At 60.5% G+C, this 20,085-nt stretch carries 19 protein-coding genes and 1 pseudogene; 6 read left to right on the forward strand and 14 right to left on the reverse strand.

Translation table 11 applies throughout. From position 1 onward, the window contains the following. Positions 1-9: 9 nt before the first annotated feature. From DW49_RS0108660 to murJ, 5 genes are all read right to left on the reverse strand, one after another. Positions 10-486, reverse strand: a complete 477-nt coding sequence (locus DW49_RS0108660) for an FKBP-type peptidyl-prolyl cis-trans isomerase (RefSeq protein WP_003381292.1) — start codon at positions 484-486, stop codon at positions 10-12. Then, positions 479-1,000, reverse strand: coding sequence for a signal peptidase II (lspA, locus tag DW49_RS0108665; protein ID WP_003381294.1), 522 nt, complete (start codon positions 998-1,000; stop codon positions 479-481). Before lspA ends, DW49_RS0108660 begins: the two co-directional genes overlap by 8 nt. Beyond that, positions 993-3,824, reverse strand: coding sequence for an isoleucine--tRNA ligase (ileS, locus tag DW49_RS0108670; protein ID WP_024419837.1), 2,832 nt, complete (start codon positions 3,822-3,824; stop codon positions 993-995). Before ileS ends, lspA begins: the two co-directional genes overlap by 8 nt. Positions 3,825-3,844: 20 nt before the next feature. Next, the gene (gene ribF, locus DW49_RS0108675) at positions 3,845-4,771 is read right to left on the reverse strand and encodes a bifunctional riboflavin kinase/FAD synthetase (RefSeq protein WP_005614600.1); all 927 of its coding nucleotides are present in this window, start codon (positions 4,769-4,771) and stop codon (positions 3,845-3,847) included. Positions 4,772-4,893: 122 nt separating this feature from the next. Further along, positions 4,894-6,432, reverse strand: coding sequence for a murein biosynthesis integral membrane protein MurJ (gene murJ, locus DW49_RS0108680; protein ID WP_024419836.1), 1,539 nt, complete (start codon positions 6,430-6,432; stop codon positions 4,894-4,896). Between the two features lie 250 nt (positions 6,433-6,682). Here murJ and rpsT point away from each other — a divergent pair, with 250 nt between their 5' ends. Then, the gene (rpsT, locus tag DW49_RS0108685; RefSeq protein ID WP_003344603.1) at positions 6,683-6,961 is read left to right on the forward strand and encodes a 30S ribosomal protein S20; all 279 of its coding nucleotides are present in this window, start codon (positions 6,683-6,685) and stop codon (positions 6,959-6,961) included. Positions 6,962-7,256: 295 nt separating this feature from the next. Here rpsT and DW49_RS0108690 read toward each other — a convergent pair whose 3' ends face one another. From DW49_RS0108690 to rplU, 5 genes are all read right to left on the reverse strand, one after another. Next, on the reverse strand, positions 7,257-7,727 hold the full coding sequence (locus DW49_RS0108690) for a CreA family protein (RefSeq protein ID WP_005614595.1): 471 nt from the start codon (positions 7,725-7,727) through the stop codon (positions 7,257-7,259). A gap of 25 nt (positions 7,728-7,752) precedes the next feature. Further along, positions 7,753-8,871: a glutamate 5-kinase gene (gene proB, locus DW49_RS0108695; protein WP_024419835.1), complete on the reverse strand. Its 1,119-nt coding sequence runs from the start codon at positions 8,869-8,871 to the stop codon at positions 7,753-7,755. Between the two features lie 90 nt (positions 8,872-8,961). Further along, positions 8,962-10,185: an Obg family GTPase CgtA gene (cgtA, locus tag DW49_RS0108700; protein ID WP_005614593.1), complete on the reverse strand. Its 1,224-nt coding sequence runs from the start codon at positions 10,183-10,185 to the stop codon at positions 8,962-8,964. 216 nt (positions 10,186-10,401) lie between these two features. After that, positions 10,402-10,677 (reverse strand): 50S ribosomal protein L27, encoded by a 276-nt coding sequence (gene rpmA / locus DW49_RS0108705; RefSeq protein ID WP_002551972.1) that lies wholly within the window; start codon positions 10,675-10,677, stop codon positions 10,402-10,404. Positions 10,678-10,709: 32 nt separating this feature from the next. After that, positions 10,710-11,021, reverse strand: a complete 312-nt coding sequence (rplU, locus tag DW49_RS0108710; protein ID WP_003381306.1) for a 50S ribosomal protein L21 — start codon at positions 11,019-11,021, stop codon at positions 10,710-10,712. Positions 11,022-11,260: 239 nt separating this feature from the next. On the opposite strand from rplU, the gene DW49_RS0108715 reads away from it, so the two are divergent. Then, the gene (locus DW49_RS0108715) at positions 11,261-12,229 is read left to right on the forward strand and encodes a polyprenyl synthetase family protein (protein ID WP_024419834.1); all 969 of its coding nucleotides are present in this window, start codon (positions 11,261-11,263) and stop codon (positions 12,227-12,229) included. Positions 12,230-12,301: 72 nt separating this feature from the next. On the opposite strand, the gene DW49_RS0108720 is transcribed toward DW49_RS0108715, so the two are convergent. From DW49_RS0108720 to selD, 3 genes are read right to left on the reverse strand one after another with little or no spacing between them, the layout of a single operon-like run. Next, a complete protein-coding gene (locus DW49_RS0108720) occupies positions 12,302-13,066 on the reverse strand; it encodes a sulfite exporter TauE/SafE family protein (protein WP_005614565.1) in 765 nt (254 codons plus the stop codon). Positions 13,067-13,100: 34 nt separating this feature from the next. After that, positions 13,101-14,201 (reverse strand): tRNA 2-selenouridine(34) synthase MnmH, encoded by a 1,101-nt coding sequence (gene mnmH / locus DW49_RS0108725; protein WP_005614563.1) that lies wholly within the window; start codon positions 14,199-14,201, stop codon positions 13,101-13,103. After that, positions 14,201-15,235 (reverse strand): selenide, water dikinase SelD, encoded by a 1,035-nt coding sequence (selD, locus tag DW49_RS0108730; protein ID WP_024419833.1) that lies wholly within the window; start codon positions 15,233-15,235, stop codon positions 14,201-14,203. Before selD ends, mnmH begins: the two co-directional genes overlap by 1 nt. A 236-nt stretch (positions 15,236-15,471) precedes the next feature. Between selD and DW49_RS0108735 the strand changes: the two genes are divergently transcribed. From DW49_RS0108735 to phnE, 4 genes are read left to right on the forward strand one after another with little or no spacing between them, the layout of a single operon-like run. Beyond that, positions 15,472-16,323, forward strand: coding sequence for a putative selenate ABC transporter substrate-binding protein (locus DW49_RS0108735; RefSeq protein ID WP_005614558.1), 852 nt, complete (start codon positions 15,472-15,474; stop codon positions 16,321-16,323). Continuing rightward, positions 16,320-17,117: a phosphonate ABC transporter ATP-binding protein gene (locus DW49_RS0108740; RefSeq protein ID WP_005614556.1), complete on the forward strand. Its 798-nt coding sequence runs from the start codon at positions 16,320-16,322 to the stop codon at positions 17,115-17,117. Before DW49_RS0108735 ends, DW49_RS0108740 begins: the two co-directional genes overlap by 4 nt. Next, positions 17,111-17,938: a PhnE/PtxC family ABC transporter permease gene (locus DW49_RS0108745; protein WP_024419832.1), complete on the forward strand. Its 828-nt coding sequence runs from the start codon at positions 17,111-17,113 to the stop codon at positions 17,936-17,938. Before DW49_RS0108740 ends, DW49_RS0108745 begins: the two co-directional genes overlap by 7 nt. Continuing rightward, positions 17,935-18,702, forward strand: a complete 768-nt coding sequence (phnE, locus tag DW49_RS0108750) for a phosphonate ABC transporter, permease protein PhnE (RefSeq protein WP_005614554.1) — start codon at positions 17,935-17,937, stop codon at positions 18,700-18,702. Before DW49_RS0108745 ends, phnE begins: the two co-directional genes overlap by 4 nt. A gap of 79 nt (positions 18,703-18,781) precedes the next feature. On the opposite strand, the pseudogene ggt reads toward phnE, so the two are convergent. After that, positions 18,782-20,005, reverse strand: a pseudogene (ggt, locus tag DW49_RS0108755) (gamma-glutamyltransferase); the annotation flags it as partial. Between the last annotated feature and the right edge of the window lie 80 nt (positions 20,006-20,085).

Here is a 20,085-nt window from a genome sequence, read left to right on the forward strand (position 1 = left end):
TGGCGAAGGTCAGGAGGCCAGAATCGCCTTCACTTCGAAGATTTCCACTTCAAAGCTCAGTGTCTTGCCTGCCAGCGGGTGATTGAAGTCGATGGTGACCTGCTCGTCATCAAATGCTTTCACCACGCCGGGCAACTCGGTGTTGGCCGCGTCATTGAAGATCACCAGCAACCCTTCGGACAGTTCCATGCCCACGAACTGCGAGCGTGGCATGATTTGTACGTTTTGTGGGTTGGGCTGACCAAAGGCGTTTTCCGGCAGAATCTCTACGGTCTTTCGATCGCCGGCTTTGAAGCCGAAAATTGCCATTTCAAAACCGGGCAACAGGTTACCGTCGCCGACCTTGAACGTGGCCGGGGCCTTTTCAAAGGTGCTGTCGACGGTGTCACCGTTTTCCAGGCGCAGGGCGAAGTGCAAGGTGACCTGCGTGTTCTGACCGATACGCAGCTCGTCAGACGAGCCCTGAGTCGACGACTGTTCAGTCATTGACGGTTTCTCCGGTTTTCTTGCTCTTGAACATGTCCAGCGCCAGCATGATTGCGCCGACGGTGATTGCACTGTCCGCGACGTTGAACGCCGGGAAATACCAGCGGTTTTGCCAATGCACCAGAATGAAGTCGATCACATGCCCCAACACCACGCGGTCATACAGGTTGCCCAGCGCGCCGCCCAGCACCAGCGCCAGCGCGATGGCCAGCCAGGTGTCGTCGCGGCCCAGACGCTTGAGCCAGACCACCAGCACTGCACTGACCACGACCGCGATCAGGGCAAACAACCAGCGCTGCCAACCGGCACCGTCCGCCAGAAAACTGAAGGCGGCGCCCGTGTTGTAGGCCAGTGTCCAGCTGAAGTAGTCCGGGATCACGATGATCTGCTGATAGAGGCTCAGCGCGTTCTCGAAGTAATACTTGCTGGCCTGATCTACAACCACAATCAGCACGGTCAACCACAGCCAGGCCAGGCGGCCGAGCGAGGTATTAGACAAAGTGGCGTCAGGCATAATGACGCACCTCGCCTGCACCGCTGATGTTGTCTACGCAACGACCACAGATTTCCGGATGCTCAGGGTTCACACCCACATCCTCGCGGTGATGCCAGCAACGGGCACACTTGGCGTGGCCGGACTTGACCACTTTCAGCTTCAGCCCAGCGACTTCTGTAACCACCGCATCCGCCGGAGCCGACACAAACGGCGTAACGCTGGCGGTCGAGGTGATCAGCACGAAACGCAGCTCGTTGCTCAGTTTCGACAGGTCAGCGACCAGCGAGTCTTCAGCGTACAAGGTCACTTCAGCCTGCAGGTTGCCGCCGATGGCCTTGGCAGCGCGCAGGTTTTCCATTTCCTTGTTGACCGAGGTCTTCACCGCCATGATCCGCTCCCAGTAGGCACGGTCCATTTCAAAGTCGGCAGGCAGTTCGGTCAGGCCTTCGTACCAGGTGTTGAGCATCACCGATTCGTTGCGCTCGCCCGGCAGGAACTGCCACAACTCGTCGGCGGTGAACGCCAGGATCGGCGCGATCCAGCGCACCAGCGCTTCGGAGATGTGGAACAGTGCCGTCTGGCAGGAGCGACGCGCGGTGCTGTCGGCAGCCGTGGTGTATTGACGATCCTTGATGATGTCCAGATAGAAACCACCCAGCTCCTGCACGCAGAAGTTGTGGATCTTCGAGTACACGTTCCAGAAACGGTATTCGCCGTAATGCTCTTGCAGCTCGCGTTGCAGCAGCAGCGTGCGGTCCACGGCCCAACGGTCCAGTGCGAGCATTTCTTCGGCGGGCAGGATGTCGGTCGCCGGGTTGAAGCCCGTCAGGTTGGAGAGCAGGAAGCGTGCAGTGTTGCGGATACGACGATAGGCATCGGCGCTGCGCTGCAGGATCTGATCGGACACCGCCATCTCGCCCGAATAGTCAGTCGCCGAGACCCACAGGCGCATGATGTCTGCACCCAGCGAGTCGTTGACCTTTTGTGGCGCGACCACGTTGTTCAGCGACTTGGACATCTTGCGGCCGTTCTCGTCGACCACAAACCCGTGGGTCAGCAGTTCGCGATACGGCGCGTGGTCGTCCAGCATGCAACCGGTCAGCAGCGACGAGTGGAACCAGCCACGGTGCTGGTCGGAACCTTCCAGGTACAGATCGGCACGCGGGCCGGTTTCGTGGCCCATCGGGTGTGAACCGCGCAGTACGTGCCAGTGCGTGGTGCCCGAGTCGAACCAGACGTCCAGTGTGTCGGATATCTTGTCGTACTTGGCGGCCTCGTCACCCAGCAACTCGCTGGCGTCCAGCTTGAACCAGGCTTCGATGCCTTCTTTCTCGACGCGCAGGGCCACTTCTTCCATCAGTTCGACGGTACGCGGGTGCAGGTCGCCGCTTTCCTTGTGCAGGAAGAACGGAATCGGCACGCCCCAGTTGCGTTGACGCGAGATGCACCAGTCAGGACGGTTGGCGATCATCGAGTGCAGGCGCGCCTGGCCCCAGGCCGGTACGAACTCGGTATCTTCGATAGCCTTGACCGCACGCTTGCGCAGGGTTTCGCCGCTTTCAGGCTGCTTGTCCATGCCGACGAACCACTGCGCGGTGGCGCGGTAGATCAGTGGCGACTTGTGGCGCCAGCAGTGCATGTAGCTGTGGCTGATGGTTTCGGTCTCCATCAGGCTGCCGACTTCAACCAGCTTGTCGATGATGTTCTGGTTGGCCTTGAAGATGAACTGGCCACCGAAGAACTCCAGCGACTCGACATACACGCCGTTGCTCTGCACCGGGCTGATGATGTCGTCGTTGCTCAAGCCGTATTGCTTGCAGATGTTGAAGTCGTCCACGCCATAGGCAGGCGAGCAGTGAACAACACCGGTACCGGCACCCAGTTCGACGTATTCGGCCAGATAGATTGGCGACAAACGGTCGTAGAACGGGTGGCGGAAGTTGATCAGTTCCAGCGCCTGACCGGTGGTGGTCGCGATGACTGTGCCTTCCAGCTTGTAACGGGCCAGACAGCTTTCAACCAGCTCGGACGCCAGCACCAACAACCTGTCGCCGACATCGACCAGCGAGTATTCGAACTCGGGATGAACGTTCAGCGCCTGGTTGGCGGGGATGGTCCACGGCGTGGTGGTCCAGATGACGATGGAGGCAGGCTTGCCCAGCGCGGCTACGCCAAAGGCTGCAGCCAGTTTGGCCTCATCGGCAATCGGGAACGCGACGTCGATGGTCGAGGACTTCTTGTCCTGGTATTCGACTTCGGCTTCAGCCAGTGCCGAACCGCAATCGAAGCACCAGTTGACCGGTTTCAAGCCCTTGAAGACGAAACCGCCCTTGACCATCTCGGCCAGCGCGCGGATTTCTCCGGCTTCGTTGGCGAAGTTCATGGTCAGGTACGGGTTGCTCCAGTCGCCCAGCACACCCAGACGGATGAACTCGGACTTCTGGCCTTCGATCTGTTCGGCCGCATAGGCACGGCACAGCTCACGCGTGCGGTCTGCGGAGAGGTTCTTGCCGTGGGTCACTTCGACCTTGTGTTCGATCGGCAGACCATGACAGTCCCAACCCGGCACATAGGGGGCATCGAAGCCCGCCAGGGTTTTGGAACGCAGGATCATGTCCTTGAGAATCTTGTTGACCGCATGACCGATGTGAATATTGCCGTTGGCGTACGGAGGACCGTCGTGCAGGACGAACTTTGGACGATCCTTGCCAATCTCGCGCAGCTTCTGGTACAGGCCAATGCTGTCCCAGCGCTGCAGAGTTTGCGGCTCGCGCTGGGGCAGGCCGGCCTTCATAGGGAAGGCGGTGTCCGGAAGGTTTAGCGTGGCTTTATAATCAGTCATTTCAGGCTCTTGTTTAGCGGTTAGCCATGCCAATGGGCACGGGCGGCGGCGACGTCCGCATTGATCGCCGTCTTGAGCGCCTCCAGTGAGGCGAAACGCTGCTCATCACGCAGCTTGTGGTGGAAAGCCACCGTTAAACGCCGGCCGTAAAGATCGCCGGCAAAATCCAGAAGATGCACTTCGAGGTGCGCGCTGCCATCACCCGCCACCGTCGGACGTACGCCGATGTTGGCGACGCCTGGCCAAGGCTTGCCGTCGATGTCCATGCTGACCAGGTAAACCCCGCTCAACGGTACACGACGACGCTTGAGTTGCACGTTGGCGGTGGGCGTACCCAACTGACGCGCCAGCTTCTGGCCATGCAATACCCGTCCGGTTATCTGGAACGGGCGACCGAGCATGCGCTCGGCAAGGGCAAAGTCCGCCGCAGCCAGGGCTTTACGCACCTTGGTGCTGCTGACGCGCAGGCCATCGATTTCAACGGTCTGCGCCGCTTCTACGGTAAAACCATACGTCGTGCCGGCCTGCTGCAGAAAATCGAAATCACCGACCCGGTCGTAGCCAAAACGAAAATCGTCGCCCACTTCAAGGTGCTGCACGCCCAGACCGTCGATCAGCACGGTCTCGACGAAGCTTGCCGCGCTGAGTTTGCTCAGGCGCTGGTTGAAGGACAGACACAATACCCGGTCCACGCCCTCGGCGCTCAGCAGTTCAAGCTTGTCGCGCAAACGCGCCAGACGTGCCGGAGCCGTTTGCGGCGCGAAGAACTCACGCGGCTGCGGCTCGAAGATCACCACGCAGCTGGGCACACCCAATTCGACGGCACGCTCACGCAGACGCGCCAGGATAGCCTGGTGGCCGCAGTGAACACCGTCGAAATTGCCAATCGTGGCGACGCAGCCCCGATGCTCGGGGCGCAGGTTGTGAAGGCCTCTAACCAGCTGCATAACGCACTTCTTGCTCATAAAGTGGCCGATTATAACCACACACGGCCGTGGACGACAGGCAACACACCAAGAGCGGATGAAGGTTCTTGATGTGCCCCCAGAAAACAACGATCAAACCGGGCCTACATAATCGCCTTGCGGGCGAAATCCCTCAGGCGAAAGCCCAGCACCAGAAGCATGGCGAAATACGTCACCACCCCTGCCGCGACCAACGCACCCAGACGCAGAAAACGCTCCAGCATGTGACCTTCGTCCCAAGCCGGCATGAAATGCATGAGCCCCAACAGCACAGCAGACATGACGGCAACGGCAATCACCAGCTTGAACAGGAACTTCGTCCAGCCCGGTTGTGGCTGAAACAGATCCTGTTTGCGTAATTGCCAGAACAACAGCACCGCATTGATGCACGCCCCCACGCTGATGGCCAGCGCCAGACCGGCATGCTGCAAAGGCACGATAAACGCCAGGTTGAGCAACTGGGTCACTATGAGGGTGAAGATCGCGATTTTCACCGGGGTGCGGATATTTTGTTGAGCGTAAAAGCCTGGGGCCAGCACCTTGATCAGGATGATACCCAGCAAACCGACCGAGTAGGCGACCAATGCGCGCTGAGTCATGGCTGCGTCCAGCGCATTGAACTGGCCGTATTGAAACAGCGAAACGGTCAACGGTTCGGCAAGCAGGCCCAGCGCCAGCGTACAGGGCAGCACCAGCACAAAACACAGACGCAGGCCCCAGTCGAGAATCCGCGAGTATTCCTGACGGTCGCGCTGCGCGTAGGTCTTTGAAAGGATCGGCAGCAGAATCGTCCCCAGCGCGACACCCAGCACACCGGACGGCAGCTCCATCAGGCGGTCAGCGTAGTACATCCACGACACGGAACCGGCAACGAGAAACGAGGCAAATATCGTGTTGATGATCAGAGAAATCTGACTGACGGAGACGCCCAGAATGGCGGGCAGCATCTGCTTCATGACCCGCCAGACGCCGGTATCACGCAGATTCAGGCGCGGCAGCACCAGCATGCCGATTTTTTTCAGGTGCGGCAGTTGATAAAGCAATTGCAGCAAACCACCAACCAGCACCGCCCAGCCCAGCGCCATGACCGGCGGATCGAAGTACGGGGTGAGGAACAGCGCGAAGAAAATCATGCTGACGTTGAGCAGGGTCGGCACGAACGCTGGCACCGAGAAACGGTTCCAGGTATTGAGGATCGCCCCGGCCATCGAGGACAGGGAAATCAGCAATATATAAGGAAAGGTCACCCGCAGCAGGTCCGAGGTCAAGGCGAATTTTTCCGGCGTATCGGCAAAGCCTGGCGCCGTGGCCCAGATCACCCAGGGCGCAAAGATCACCCCCAGCAGCGTCACCACTGCCAGCGCCAGAGTCAGCAGCCCGGTGACATAGGCGACAAACGTGCGGGTCGCCTCCTCACCCTGCTGGCTCTTGTATTCCGCCAGAATCGGTACGAAGGCTTGGGAAAAAGCCCCTTCTGCGAAGATACGACGCAGCAGATTGGGCAGTTTGAACGCGATAAAGAACGCATCCGTTGCCATTCCGGCGCCGAAAGTGCGGGCAATAATGGTGTCGCGCACGAAGCCCAAAACCCGGGAAACCATGGTGATAGAGCTTACGGCGGCGAGTGACTTGAGTAGATTCATTGAAAGAGTTGTGCGCCTTGGCAAAGGATGGGCGATAAAGCCAGCCATTTATGCGATACTTCGCGCCGCAAAAACGCCCGAAGCAAAGGCCGCGAGTTTACAGGTCACAGGCCGGAAATAAATCATCCGGCCAAATGTAGCAACCACTCAGCGGAACACCTTAACTGCCCTTGACAAGACTTCAACTCATCGGCATGATTCGCGGCCTATTTTGTTTGCTATTTCACAAAGTCTTTCGAGGAGCTCGACGGTGGCCAACACACCTTCCGCCAAAAAACGTGCAAAACAGGCTGAGAAGCGTCGCAGCCACAACGCCAGCCTGCGTTCCATGGTTCGTACCTACATCAAGAATGTAGTTAAAGCCATTGACGCAAAAGACGCAGAAAAAGCGCAAGCCGCTTATGTTCTGGCAGTGCCTGTTATCGACCGTATGGCCGATAAAGGCATCATCCACAAGAACAAGGCTGCTCGCCATAAAGGTCGTCTGAACGGTCACATCAAGGCTCTGAGCCTTGCTGCTGCAGCCTAAGCGATCCACTTGTTAAAAAACCGACCTCAGGGTCGGTTTTTTATTGCCTGCTGGAAAGCAGGATGGGCGCACCTGGACACCTCTCGCTTAGCACAAAGCACGCCTCTGCCCCGAGCGCGCGGGGCTTCAAGAGGTTACGACGACTGCGAAGCGGCCCTGCGGCTGCGCTTGATGTACCGTGTGCACAGGCTTTACTGCCGGTTCCCGGCAGTTCGCGGACAAGCCCGCTCCTACACAACAATAGATCGCGGACAAGCGAAGCGTCGGCCGGTCCGCGACTAAAAAAACCAGTCAATCAAGGCGCGGGCGCGGTTACCCATGGCAGGATCGGGATCGCGGTGACGGCGTTTTGCGGGCTGCCTTCGATGACACGGTCGCTGTAGACCAGGTAAACCAGCGAATTGCGCTTCTTGTCGAAGAAACGCACCACCTGCATGGTTTTGAAGACCAGTGAAGTGCGCTCCTTGAACACCTCATCGCCATCCTTGAGGGTTTCCTTGAAGCGGATAGGCCCGACCTGACGGCAGGCGATGGACGCCTCGGCGCGGTCTTCAGCCAGCCCAAGGCCACCCCTCACGCCGCCAGTCTTGGCACGCGACAGGTAGCAGGTCACGCCGTCCACCTTGGGGTCATCAAACGCCTCGACCACAATGCGGTCGTTAGGCCCCACCATTTTGAACACGGTCGACACCTGACCGATCTCTTCTGCCGAGACCAGCACCGGCAAAAAAAGCAAAGCAGCCAGAAATCCGTTGATAACGCGCATTGAATCTTCCTTCTAACGACCGTGATCAGACAAGTATCAGATTATCCCGATGAATCAGCTCCGGCTCGGCCATATAGCCCAGCTCGCGCACGATGGCCTCGGATGAGTGACCAATGATCTTCTGCGCCTCGATGGCACTGTAGTTACTCAACCCGCGAGCGATCTCCCGACCGTCCGGTGCGACACACACCACCATCTCGCCACGACGGAAGCTGCCCTGCACCAGCTTGACGCCAACCGGCAGCAGGCTTTTGTGATCGCTGGCCAGCGCCGAAACCGCGCCGTCGTCGAGTACCAGCGTACCGCGGGTCTGCAAATGGCCCGCCAGCCACTGCTTGCGCGCCGCGAGCATTTCGCGCTCGGGCGACAGCAATGTTCCCAGCCGTTCGCCACCCTTGAGCCGCGCCAGCACGCGCTCGACGCGCCCGCCGACGATCACGGTATGCGCACCGGAACGTGCAGCCAGGCGCGCAGCACGCAATTTGGTCTGCATGCCGCCACGACCCAGCGCACCGCCCGTACCGCCCGCTACCGCGTCCAGCGCCGGATCATCGGCACGCGCTTCGTAAATCAGCTGAGCATCGGGGTTGTTGCGCGGATCAGCGTCGAACATGCCATCACGATCAGTCAGGATGACCAGCAGATCGGCCTCGACCAGATTGGCAACCAGCGCCGCGAGCGTGTCGTTGTCGCCAAAACGGATCTCGTCGGTGACCACCGTGTCGTTTTCGTTGATGACCGGCACCACCCCAAGCTCGACCAGCGTACGCAGGGTGCTACGGGCATTCAGGTAGCGCTTGCGGTCCGACAGGTCGTCGTGGGTCAGCAGGATCTGCGCGGTATGCCGACCATGCTCGGCAAAACTCGACTCCCACGCCTGCACCAGCCCCATCTGACCGATTGCAGCGGCAGCCTGAAGCTCGTGCATTGCACTGGGTCGCGCCGTCCAGCCAAGGCGACTCATACCGGCAGCAACAGCCCCGGAAGAAACCAGCACCAGCTCGACGCCTGCTTCATGCAGCGCCACCATCTGCTCTACCCACACCCCCATGGCGTTGCGATCCAGGCCCTTGCCATCCGCGGTCAGCAAGGCACTGCCAATCTTCACAACCCAGCGCTGGGCGCCCGTCACTTTGCTGCGCATCTTCTTCCAACCTTAGCCAGAGAGTTTTCAAATTCAAGATACAAAAACGCCGCTAACAATCGTAGCGGCGCTCAAGTTTACTTCAAGCGATCAGTCGCGGACGTAAATGATTTCCGGACCGTCTTCATCGTCCACATCTTCTTCGTCCCAATCATCTTCACCGATGTCATGGACGCTCTTCACGCCGCTGCGACGCAGGGCACGCTGATCGTCCAGGGCCTGCAACTGCGCGCGCGCTTCGTCTTCGATGCGCTGATCGAGTTCGGCCAGCTCTTCGGCGTAACCAGGCTCTTCGGCGATGCGCAGGCTGCGCTCTTCGAGGTAACGCATGATGTCGCGAGTCAGCTGCTCGGTGCCTTCTTTGGCGATGGCAGAGATCACGTAGACAGGGCCCGCCCACTCCAGGCGATCAACGATCTCCTGCTTGCGGGCTTCCTGCTCTTCTTCAAGGATCTGGTCGCACTTGTTCAGCACCAGCCAGCGGTCACGCTCTGCCAGCGACGGGCTGAATTTTTCCAGCTCGCTGACGATCACTTCAGCGGCATCCGGAGCACTGGTTTCATCCAGCGGCGCCATATCGACGAGGTGCAGCAGCAGACGGGTACGCGCCAGGTGCTTGAGGAAACGAATCCCCAGACCGGCACCGTCGGATGCACCTTCGATCAAGCCCGGAATGTCGGCGACGACAAAGCTCTTCCAGCGATCGACACTGACCACACCCAGGTTTGGCACCAGCGTGGTGAACGGATAGTCGGCAACTTTCGGCTTGGCGGCCGATACCGAACGAATGAACGTGCTCTTGCCGGCATTCGGCAAGCCCAGCAGGCCGACGTCGGCCAGCACTTTCAGCTCAAGCTTGAGATCACGCTGATCACCGAGCTTGCCCGGGCTGGTCTGACGTGGCGCACGGTTGGTACTGGATTTGAATCGGGTGTTACCCAGACCGTGCCAGCCGCCCTGGGCAACCATCAGGCGCTGACCGTCTTTGGTCAGGTCACCGATGATTTCCTGGGTGGTGGCGTCGATGATGGTGGTGCCCACCGGCACACGCAGCACCAGCTCTTCACCTTTACGACCGGTGCAATCGGCGCTGCCGCCATTGGCGCCGCGCTCGGCATCGAAGTGTCGGGTATAGCGGTAGTCGACCAGCGTGTTCAGGTTGACGTCGGCGATCATAAAGACCGAACCGCCATCACCGCCGTCGCCGCCGTTTGGACCACCATTTTCAATGAATTTTTCGCGACGGAAGCTCATGCAACCGTTGCCGCCGTCACCGGCTTTTACTCGAATGGAAACTTCATCTACAAATTTCATAACGCACGCCTCCCGCCACAGGGACGAGCAGAACCACATAAATTACATAAGACTCTTGCAAAAATGAGCGTTGCGATACCGATCAGAAACCAGCGACCCCAAGGGTCAACATCACAACAGCCCGCACAAACAGTTTTGCAAGAGACTCACCTGCCTCTCTACCTCTACAAACAAAAAAGCCCCGTCGCAAGACAGGGCTTTTAAGCAACTGCGTGATTACGCTGCGGAGACTTCAGTCTTCGGAACGATGCTCACGTAGCGACGACCGAAGGCGCCCTTGACTTGAAACTTGATCACGCCTTCCACTTTCGCGAACAGGGTGTGATCTTTACCCATGCCAACGCCGTAGCCAGCGTGGAATTGGGTACCGCGCTGACGCACGATGATGTTGCCAGGGATGATAGCCTGGCCGCCATACATCTTCACGCCAAGGCGTTTGGCTTCTGAGTCGCGCCCGTTACGGGTACTACCACCAGCTTTTTTGTGAGCCATGAGTCAATTCTCCAGTTGAGGATTAGGCTGAATTAAGCCTGAATACCTGTAATTTTGATCTCGGTGTACCACTGGCGGTGGCCCATGCGCTTCATGTGGTGCTTACGACGACGGAACTTGATGATACGAACCTTGTCGTGGCGACCTTGCGAGATCACTTCAGCTACAACGGTAGCGCCAGCAACAACTGGAGCACCGATGTTGACGTCGTCGCCATTGCCAACCAGCAGAACGCGGTCGAACGTGACGGATTCGCCAGTAGCGATTTCCAGTTTTTCGATTTTCAGGTATTCACCTGGGGCGACTTTGTACTGCTTGCCACCGGTAACAATTACTGCGTACATGGTATTTCTCCGAAAATCCTGCTCACCCAGCTCTTTATAAGAAGAGTATTGGCTGGCATGGCTGCATGGGGCTGGAACGGCCCGTTTGCATTGCGTAAGGCAGGTGCTGCCCAGGAAAGTTAGGGTGCGCGATTGTACGCAAGGGATTGGTGTGTTGCAAGAGGCCGCTCGTCATACCTTGACACGCTCTACCCCGCGACCTAGCATGCGGCGCAACCTATCTGGAGCACGTGTCGCTGATGCAACCCCAAGCCTTCTACCGCGCGGTGGCGGACGACTTTAGTGCCGTTGACCTTATCATCAAAAAGCAACTGACGTCGCGTGTACCGCTGGTCTCCAAGATCGGTGATTACATCACGTCGGCAGGTGGCAAGCGCCTGCGCCCGCTGCTGGTGCTGCTGTGTGGCAAGGCTCTGGGCCGCGAAGGCGACGACATCCGCCTGCTGGCCGCCACCATCGAATTCCTGCACACCGCCACCCTGCTGCATGACGACGTTGTCGACATGTCCGGCATGCGCCGCGGCCGCTCCACGGCCAACGCCCTGTGGGGCAACGCGCCCAGCGTGTTGGTAGGTGACTTCCTTTATTCGCGCTCGTTCGAAATGATGGTTGAACTGGGCTCGATGGAAGTCATGAAGATCCTGTCCAAGGCGACCCGCATCATTGCCGAAGGCGAAGTGCTGCAGTTGTCCAAGATCCGCGACGCCAGCACCACCGAAGAAACCTACATGGAAGTGATTCGCGGCAAGACAGCCATGCTGTTCGAAGCCTCGACCCACAGCGCCGCAGCCCTGTGCAAGGCCTCCGAAGCGCAGACCGAAGCCCTGCGCACGTTCGGCGACCACCTGGGTGTGGCCTTCCAGCTGGTCGATGACCTGCTCGACTACCGCGGCGATGCCGAGACTCTGGGCAAGAACGTCGGTGACGATCTGGCCGAAGGCAAGCCGACCCTGCCGCTGATCTACACCATGCGTGAAGGCAGCCCGGAACAGGCCGCACTGGTTCGTCAGGCGATCCAGAAAGGTGGCCTGGAATATCTGGAAAGCATCCGCAATGCCGTGGAAAGTGCCGGTGCGCTTGATTACACCGCACAACTGGCCCGCGACTATGCTGCGCGCGCCATTGCCTGCCTGGACGCCTTGCCGCCCAGCGAATACCGCGATGCCCTGATCGAACTCAGCGAGTTCGCCGTCGCCCGCACGCACTGACAGCCAGCGCAGTCAACAGCCCGTCCAGCGACGGGCTGGCGTGTTGTTGATCTGTCTGTGTCGCGCCCGTGATCAGCCTTTTATCAGCAGATGCAGCCCCAGCAGCCCCATCCCGATAAAAAATACCCGCTTGAACAATACGGCGCTGATGCGTTGCCGCAACCATTGGCCCAGCAGCATGCCCAACAGCGCCGGAGCCAGTGCCAGCAACGACGCGCCCAGTTCGGTACCGCCCAGCGCGCCATTCCATGACAAGCCAACCGCCAGCGCCGCAGTCGAGACGGTGAAAGACAGTCCCAGCGCCTGCACCAACTCGTTACGCTCAAGCCCCAGCGCTTGCAGATAAGGCACCACGGGAATCACAAATACCCCGGTGGCCGACGCGATAACGCCGGTCACAAAACCACCCAAAGGCCCTAGCCAGCGCTCGGCAGCCTCCGCTACCTGCAACGTCGGCAGGAACAGGCCGCTCAACGCATAAAGCAAAAGCGCCGCGCCCAATGCCCGCGTCATCGAATGGCTGCCACTCATGCCCAGCCAGAACGCACCGGCGCAAGTGCCGATGAAAATCATGCTCAGCATCGGCCACAAGCGTTTGAGCAAGGGTCGCAAGCTTCCGCCAGTGGCCAGTTGCCAGACATTGGTGAACGCCGAAGGGATAATCAGCAAGGCCGCAGCCTGCGGCGGCAGCATGACCAGCCCCAGCAAGCCCATTGCCACGGTGGGCAGGCCGAGGCCGATAACCCCCTTGACCGTGCCGGCCAGCAAAAAGGTGCCGATTACCAGCGCCGAAAGGCCCCAGCCGAGGGTTTGGTAGAAATCGAAGACTGCGCTCATGGCATCCCTGTCCGCCTGCTAAAAGACCATCAGACTAGCGCCGCGACGAACGCTCGCTTAAATAGCCCGACACTTCAAACTGATTGCCCGCGAACTCGATTCGCGCGGCTTTATGCTCGCGCTGATAAGCGTACATCGGGTCGTAGTATTCGCCGAGCAAGCCTTCGATCCAGCCCCGATGCAGCTCAACCTCGCCGCTGCGCTGTTGTTCTTCCAGCGCTGTCTGCATGAGCGCCAGCAAACGCTGGTGACGCTCGCCGCCCAGGCGTTTGTGAATGTTGTTCAGGCTCTGCAGCAGGCGATCGGCGAACAGCCCGAAGCCGAGTTCTTCGCCCTTGACGCTGATGAACTCTGCGCAGAGGTTGACCACGTAATCGGCCAGAATACGCTCGACGCGGTGCTCGAAGCTGTCTTCCAGCCAGACCATCGGACAGCCTTGCATGGCCTGGTGCAATTCCAGCGGCACGTTGCAACTGCCGACCAGACGGCTTTCGTCTTCCACAACGAACTGTTCGATACCGGCGGCGCGCTTCTTGAGCAGGTCGATGGCCAGGCGGTTCTCGAAATCGATCTGCGCCGGTTGCCCGGTGGCGCGCTTGCCGAAACTGGAGCCGCGATGATTGGCGACGCCTTCCAGGTCCAGGCCGTTGGGCAATTGCGTCAGCACTTCGGTTTTGCCGGTGCCGGTCATGCCGCCGAGCACCACCAGATCGCACTCGGTCACGGCTTCATGCAGGGTATCGAGCAAAAACGTGCGCATCGCCTTGTAACCGCCGAGGATGCGCGGGTAATCAACCCCTGCATCTTTCAGCCAGCGCTGCACGGTCTGTGAGCGCAGGCCGCCGCGAAAGCAGTACAGGTAGCCATTCGGGTTGGCTCGGGCGAACTCGACCCACGCCTCAACCCGCTCATCCTTGACCTGCCCGCAGACCAGTTGATGCCCGAGCTGAATGGCAGCGTCCTGGCCATGTTGCTTGTAGCAGGTGCCGACCTTCTGCCGCTCGATGTCGTTCATCAGCGGCAGGTTGATCACGCCCGGAAATGCGCCCTTGGAAAACTCCACCGGGGCGCGAGCGTCCATCATCGGCACGTCGTTGAGGAACAGTGCCCGGTAGTCGCTGCTGTTGTCGGCCATCAGAACACCTCGACGGCGTGGGTCTGTCGCTCGAGCAAGGTGCCGATCGGGTTGAGTTGCAGGCCCAGTTCGGCCGCCACCGCCAGAAACTCCGCTTCACCTTCAGGGCTGACCGCGACCAGCAAGCCGCCGCTGGTCTGCGGATCGCACAACAGGTCGCGCTGAGCGTCGCTCAGCGCGGCGATCTTGTCACCATAGCTTTCAAAGTTGCGCAACGTACCACCCGGCACGCAACCCTCGGCGATGTAATGCTCGACACCCGGCAGACGCGGCACAGCGGCGTAATCCAGACGAGCGGTCAGACCCGCGCCGTCAGCCATCTCCACCAGATGCCCGAGCAGGCCGAAACCGGTGACATCGGTCATCGCCGCCACGCCGGCCAGTTTGCCGAAACGGCTGCCCGGCGTGTTCAGCGTGCACATCCAGTCCCGCGCCAGGCCGATGTCTTCTGCGCGCAGTTTTGCCTTCTTTTCAGCGGTGGTCAGAATGCCGATGCCCAATGGTTTGGTCAGGTACAGCACGCAGCCGGCCTGCGCGGTGTCGTTGCGTTTCATGTGTTTTTTCTGCACCACGCCGGTGACGGCCAGACCGAATATCGGCTCCGGCGCATCGATGGAATGGCCGCCCGCCAATGGGATACCGGCAGCGTCGCACACGGCACGACCGCCACGGATCACTTCGCGAGCGACCTCTGGCGGCAGCACATTGACCGGCCAGCCGAGAATGGCGATGGCCATCAGCGGATCGCCGCCCATCGCATAGATGTCGCTGATCGCATTGGTCGCGGCGATGCGGCCGAAGTCGAACGGATCATCGACGATGGGCATGAAGAAGTCGGTGGTCGAGACCACGCCGCGCTCGTCGTCCAGCGCGTAAACCGCTGCATCGTCACGCGAGGTATTGCCGACCCAGAGTTTCGGGTCCAGGTTCTGCGCACCGCTGCCGGCAAGGATCACGTCCAATACCCTGGGGGAAATCTTGCAGCCACACCCTGCTCCGTGACTGTACTGGGTCAGGCGGATTGGCTCATTCATCGCGACACTCTCGGTAACCGGGAAACAGGCTGCGGAGTCTAGGGGCTGTTCACGTATCAGCGCAAACCGCAGCGCCCGCCGGGCGTGTCAGCCGATAGCAGAGTGCTGAACTGGCCTTTCTCGCCATGCCTCTTATAATCCCCGCTCACTGCTATCCAATTCTTCGAAGCGCTGGCTGTCCATTCATGCACGCGCTGCCTTACCTGTCTTTCTGATCTCGAACCGGAGAAACTTCCATGCTCAAGCGTACCCTGGCGCTCGCCGCCGGCCTTGCCCTGTCCTTCTCCGCACTGACCAGCCATGCGGCCGATACCCTGCGCGTCTCGGCCATCCCCGACGAAGCGCCCACCGAACTGCTGCGCAAGTTCAAGCCGCTGGGGGCTTATCTGGAGCAACGCCTGGGCATGAAAGTCGAGTTCGTGCCGGTAGCGGATTACCCGGCTGTGGTCGAAGCACTGGCCACCGACCGGCTCGACATGGCCTGGCTGGGCGGCTTCACCTTTGTGCAGGTCAACCTCAAGACCGGAAATGCCCTGCCGCTGGTACAGCGCGAGCAGGACGCCAAATTCACCAGCAAATTCATCACCTCCGATCCGGACGTAAAGACCCTTGCCGACCTCAAGGGCAAGACATTTGCCTTCGGCTCGGTGTCGTCCACGTCCGGCAGCCTGATGCCGCGTTATTTCATGCTCAAGGAAAACATCAAGCCGGAGACGTTCTTCAGCCGCGTTGCCTATTCCGGCGCACATGACGCGACCGCTGCCTGGGTTCAGGCCGGCAAGGTCGATGCCGGCGTGCTCAATGCCAGCGTGTGGGACAAACTGGTCGCCAGCGGCAAGGTCGATACCAGCAAGGTGCACGTGTTCGCGACCACGCCGACCTATTTCGACTACAACTGGACTGTGCGCGGCAGCCTCGATCCGGCGCTGGCGGCGAAGATCAAACAGGCCTTCCTTGACCTTGACCCGGCCAACCCTGAGCAGAAGGCGATTCTCGATCTGCAGGCTGCCAGCCGCTTCATCGAAACCAAACCCGAGAACTACAAGGGTATCGAAGAAGCCGCACGCGCTGCCGACCTGCTGAAATGACCCTGCGCCTGTCCGCCATCGACCTGCGCCACAGCAATGGCACGCTGGCGTTGCGCGGGCTGGACCTGAGCATTGAGCGCGGCGAGCGGGTGGCAATCATCGGCCCGTCCGGTGCGGGCAAGACCACCTTGCTCAACCTGCTGGCCAGCGCGCTGCCGCCCAGCGCCGGGCAGCTGAAAGTGCTGGGCGTCAATCCGTGGCGACTGTCCAGCCGGCAACGCCAGCAATTGCGCAGCCGCATCGCACTGATTCATCAAGCGCCGCCGTTACCTGCGCGTCAGCGTGTGGTGACTGCGGTGTCGGCGGGCAAGCTGGGGCAATGGGGGTTGGGCAAAAGCCTGCTGAACCTGTTGCACCCGCTGGACGTGCCCGGCGCACGCGCGGTGCTGACGCGCCTGGACCTGGCCGACAAACTGTTCGAGCGTTGCCAGCAGTTGTCCGGCGGCCAGTTGCAGCGCGTCGGTATCGCCCGTGCGTTGTATCAGGCCCCTGAATTGTTGCTGGCCGACGAACCGGTTTCGGCGATGGACCCACGTCTGGCCGATCACACTCTGGCGTTATTGTGTCAGCACGCCATCGAACACAACGTGACGCTGGTCGCCAGCCTGCACGCAGTGGAACTGGCACTGGCGCACTTTCCGCGCATCATCGGGGTGCGCGACGGTCGTATCCACTTCGACCTCCCGGCCGGCGAGGTCGAACGGCAACACCTCGACACGCTGTACGCCAATGAACAACTGAGCCCGCAGCAGGTTTGCGAGGTTGCAGAAACGGTCTGGACGCCGCGATGCTGAGGCGCGACCGGCGCGACCCGGCGGCAGTGCCACGCCTGTTGCTGGCGCTGCTGGCTATCGCACTGCTCTGGCCAGGCATTCGCCTGGCCGAGCTGAATCCGTTTGTGCTGCTGCAAGCCGGCAACGCCCGGACGATGGGCAACTTCCTCGCCGGGTTCTGGCCTGTGGCGCATTCCGCAGAATTCCTCGGCCTGCTGCTGCAAGCCACCCTGCAAACCCTTGCGATCGCGACTGCCGGTATCGCCCTTGCCCTGCTGCTGGCCGTACCGGCAAGCCTGCTCGCCAGCAAGGCACTGTCTTTGTCGGCGGCCTCGCGAGGCGGCCGGCCGGGTCGGCTCGGTCAGTGCCTGCGCTGGCCGGTGCGCGGGGTGTTGATCTTCCTGCGCAGCGTGCCGGAAATCGTCTGGGCGCTGCTGTTCGTCCGCGCCGTCGGGCTGGGCCCCACCGCTGGCGTGCTGGCCATCGCCATCACTTATGCAGGCATGCTCGGCAAGGTGTATGCAGAAATATACGAATCGGTGGATCAGCGCCCGGCCCACGCCTTACTCCAGTCAGGCAGCGGACGGCTGGCCGCGCTGGCTTATGGCATTCTGCCCAATGCGGCAGCAGAGCTGACGTCTTACACGGTGTATCGCTGGGAGTGCGCAGTGCGTGCCTCGGTGGTGATGGGCTTTGTCGGCGCGGGCGGCCTGGGCCAGCAGATCGACCTGTCGATGCGCATGTTCGCAGGCGATGAGGTGGCGAGCATGCTGCTGACCTTCTTGTTGCTGGTGCTGCTCGCCGATCAGCTCAGTCGCCTGTTGCGCAGGCGGTTCACATGAGGCGCACAGGCAACGTGGTGGTGGTGTTGGCGATTGTGGCGGCGGTGACCGGATCGTTTGTGTACCTCGGCCTGGACCTGTTCACGCTTGGCAGTCACGACAACCTGACGCAGATGGGCCGTTATGCATTGCGCTTCATGAGCCCCGACCTGAGCAGCGATCACCTGCAGGCCATCGGCAAAGGCGCGCTGGAAACGCTGGCCATGTCGGCCTTGGGTACGTTGCTGGCAGCCGTCGCCGGCTTACTGCTCGCCTTGCCCGCTGCCGGGCGTCTCGGCTGGCCGCTGCGCAGCCTGAGTCGCTTGCTGCTCAATGCGCTGCGCGCCATCCCGGAGCTGGTCTGGGCCGTGCTGATGGTGTTGGCAGCAGGGCTTGGCCCCAATGCGGGCACGCTGGCGCTGGCGTTGCACACCACCGGCGTGCTCGGTCGGCTGTTTGCCGAAGCGCTGGAAAACACCTCGCCGGAGCCCGCCGCTGCGATTCGTCTGCAAGGTGGCAGCGCCTGGCAGGCCTTCGGCTACGGCACGCTGCCCAACCTCTGGCCGCAGTTGCTGGCTTACACCCTGTACCGCTGGGAAAACAACATTCGCATGGCCAGCGTGCTGGGTTTTGTCGGCGCGGGCGGGCTGGGCCAGATGCTTTACGTCAACCTCAGCCTGTTTCAGGAAGCGCAGGCCAGCAGCGTGATTCTGGCGATGCTGATACTGGTGTTCGCGGTCGATGCGTTGAGTGGCTGGAGCCGCCAGCGCTGGGTGCGCAACTGACTCACCAGCAGAAACAAAAACGCCACGACCCTGAAGCCGACTCTAAAGCTCAGTGCCGTGACGTGGTCAGCAGAATAACTCAGTAACCCAGCGACAACCCGGTGTTACGGCGTGGGTCATTGGCGCCGTAGAAACGGTTGTTACCAACCGGCTTGCCGCCCAGCGAAGGCGCACCGACCAAAATGGCCGCCACGTGGTTGAGCGGTTGCGGGCCGGCAAACTTGTGGCCCCAGCTCTCGAGAATCTTCAACGTGTCGGGGCTCACGGCGAAGGTGTCGATGTTGGTTGCTTCCGGCTGCCATTGCTGGTGGAAACGCGGCGCGTCCACGGCTTCCTGAATGTTCATGCCGTAGTCGATGACGTTGAGCATGGTCAGCAGGGTTGCGGTGATGATGCGACTGCCACCCGGCGTACCGACGACCATGACGGTCTTGCCGTCCTTGGTGACGATGGTCGGGCTCATCGACGACAGCGGCGTCTTGCCTGGCGCGATGGCGTTGGCTTCGCCCTGCACCAGCCCGTACATGTTGGGCACGCCGACCTTGACGGTGAAGTCATCCATTTCGTCGTTGAGAATCACGCCGGTCTTGCTGGCCATGACGCCCGCGCCGAACCAGTTGTTCAGGGTGTAGGTCACCGAGACCGCGTTGCCCCATTTGTCGACAATCGAATAATGGGTGGTGTTGCTGCCCTCGTGTGGCGCGACGCCCGGCTTGATCTTGTTCGAGTCCCCGGCCTTCTGTGGCTCGATGGCTTCGCGCAGTTTGGCCGCGTACTTGACGTCCAGCAGATGTTCGACCGGGTTCTTGACGAAATCGGGGTCGCCCAGGTAGCTGTTGCGGTCCACATAGGCATGGCGCATGGCTTCGATCTGATAATGCATACCCTGCGCCGAGCGGAAGCCCAGCTCTTTCATCGGGTAACCTTCAAGAATGTTCAGAATCTGGCAGATGACCACACCGCCGGAACTCGGCGGCGGTGCCGACACTACGTGGTAGCCAAGGTAGTCACATTCGACCGGAGCCAGCTCGCGGGTCTTGTAGTGGTCGAGGTCAGCCTGGGTGATGATGCCCTTGCCGGCCTGGCTCGAATCGACCAGCGCCTTGGCGACCCAGCCTTTGTAGAAACCGTCGCTGCCCTTCTCGGACACTTCCTTGAGGGTCCTGGCGAGGTCTTTCTGAACCAGCTTCTGACCGACCTGCATCGGCTCGCCCTTGTCGAGGAAGATCGAGCCGGAATCGGCCATGTCGGCCTTGAACACATCGGTGGCGCTGGACAGCATATCAACGTCGCCCTGCCCTAGGGTCTGTTCCCGTTTCACATTGGTAGCCACAGAAAAGCGCAGGCCATTGCTATGACGCTTTCATAGTTTCTCTTGAGTTT

The sequence above is a fragment of the Pseudomonas avellanae BPIC 631 genome (assembly GCF_000444135.1).
Lineage (GTDB): Bacteria > Pseudomonadota > Gammaproteobacteria > Pseudomonadales > Pseudomonadaceae > Aquipseudomonas > Aquipseudomonas avellanae.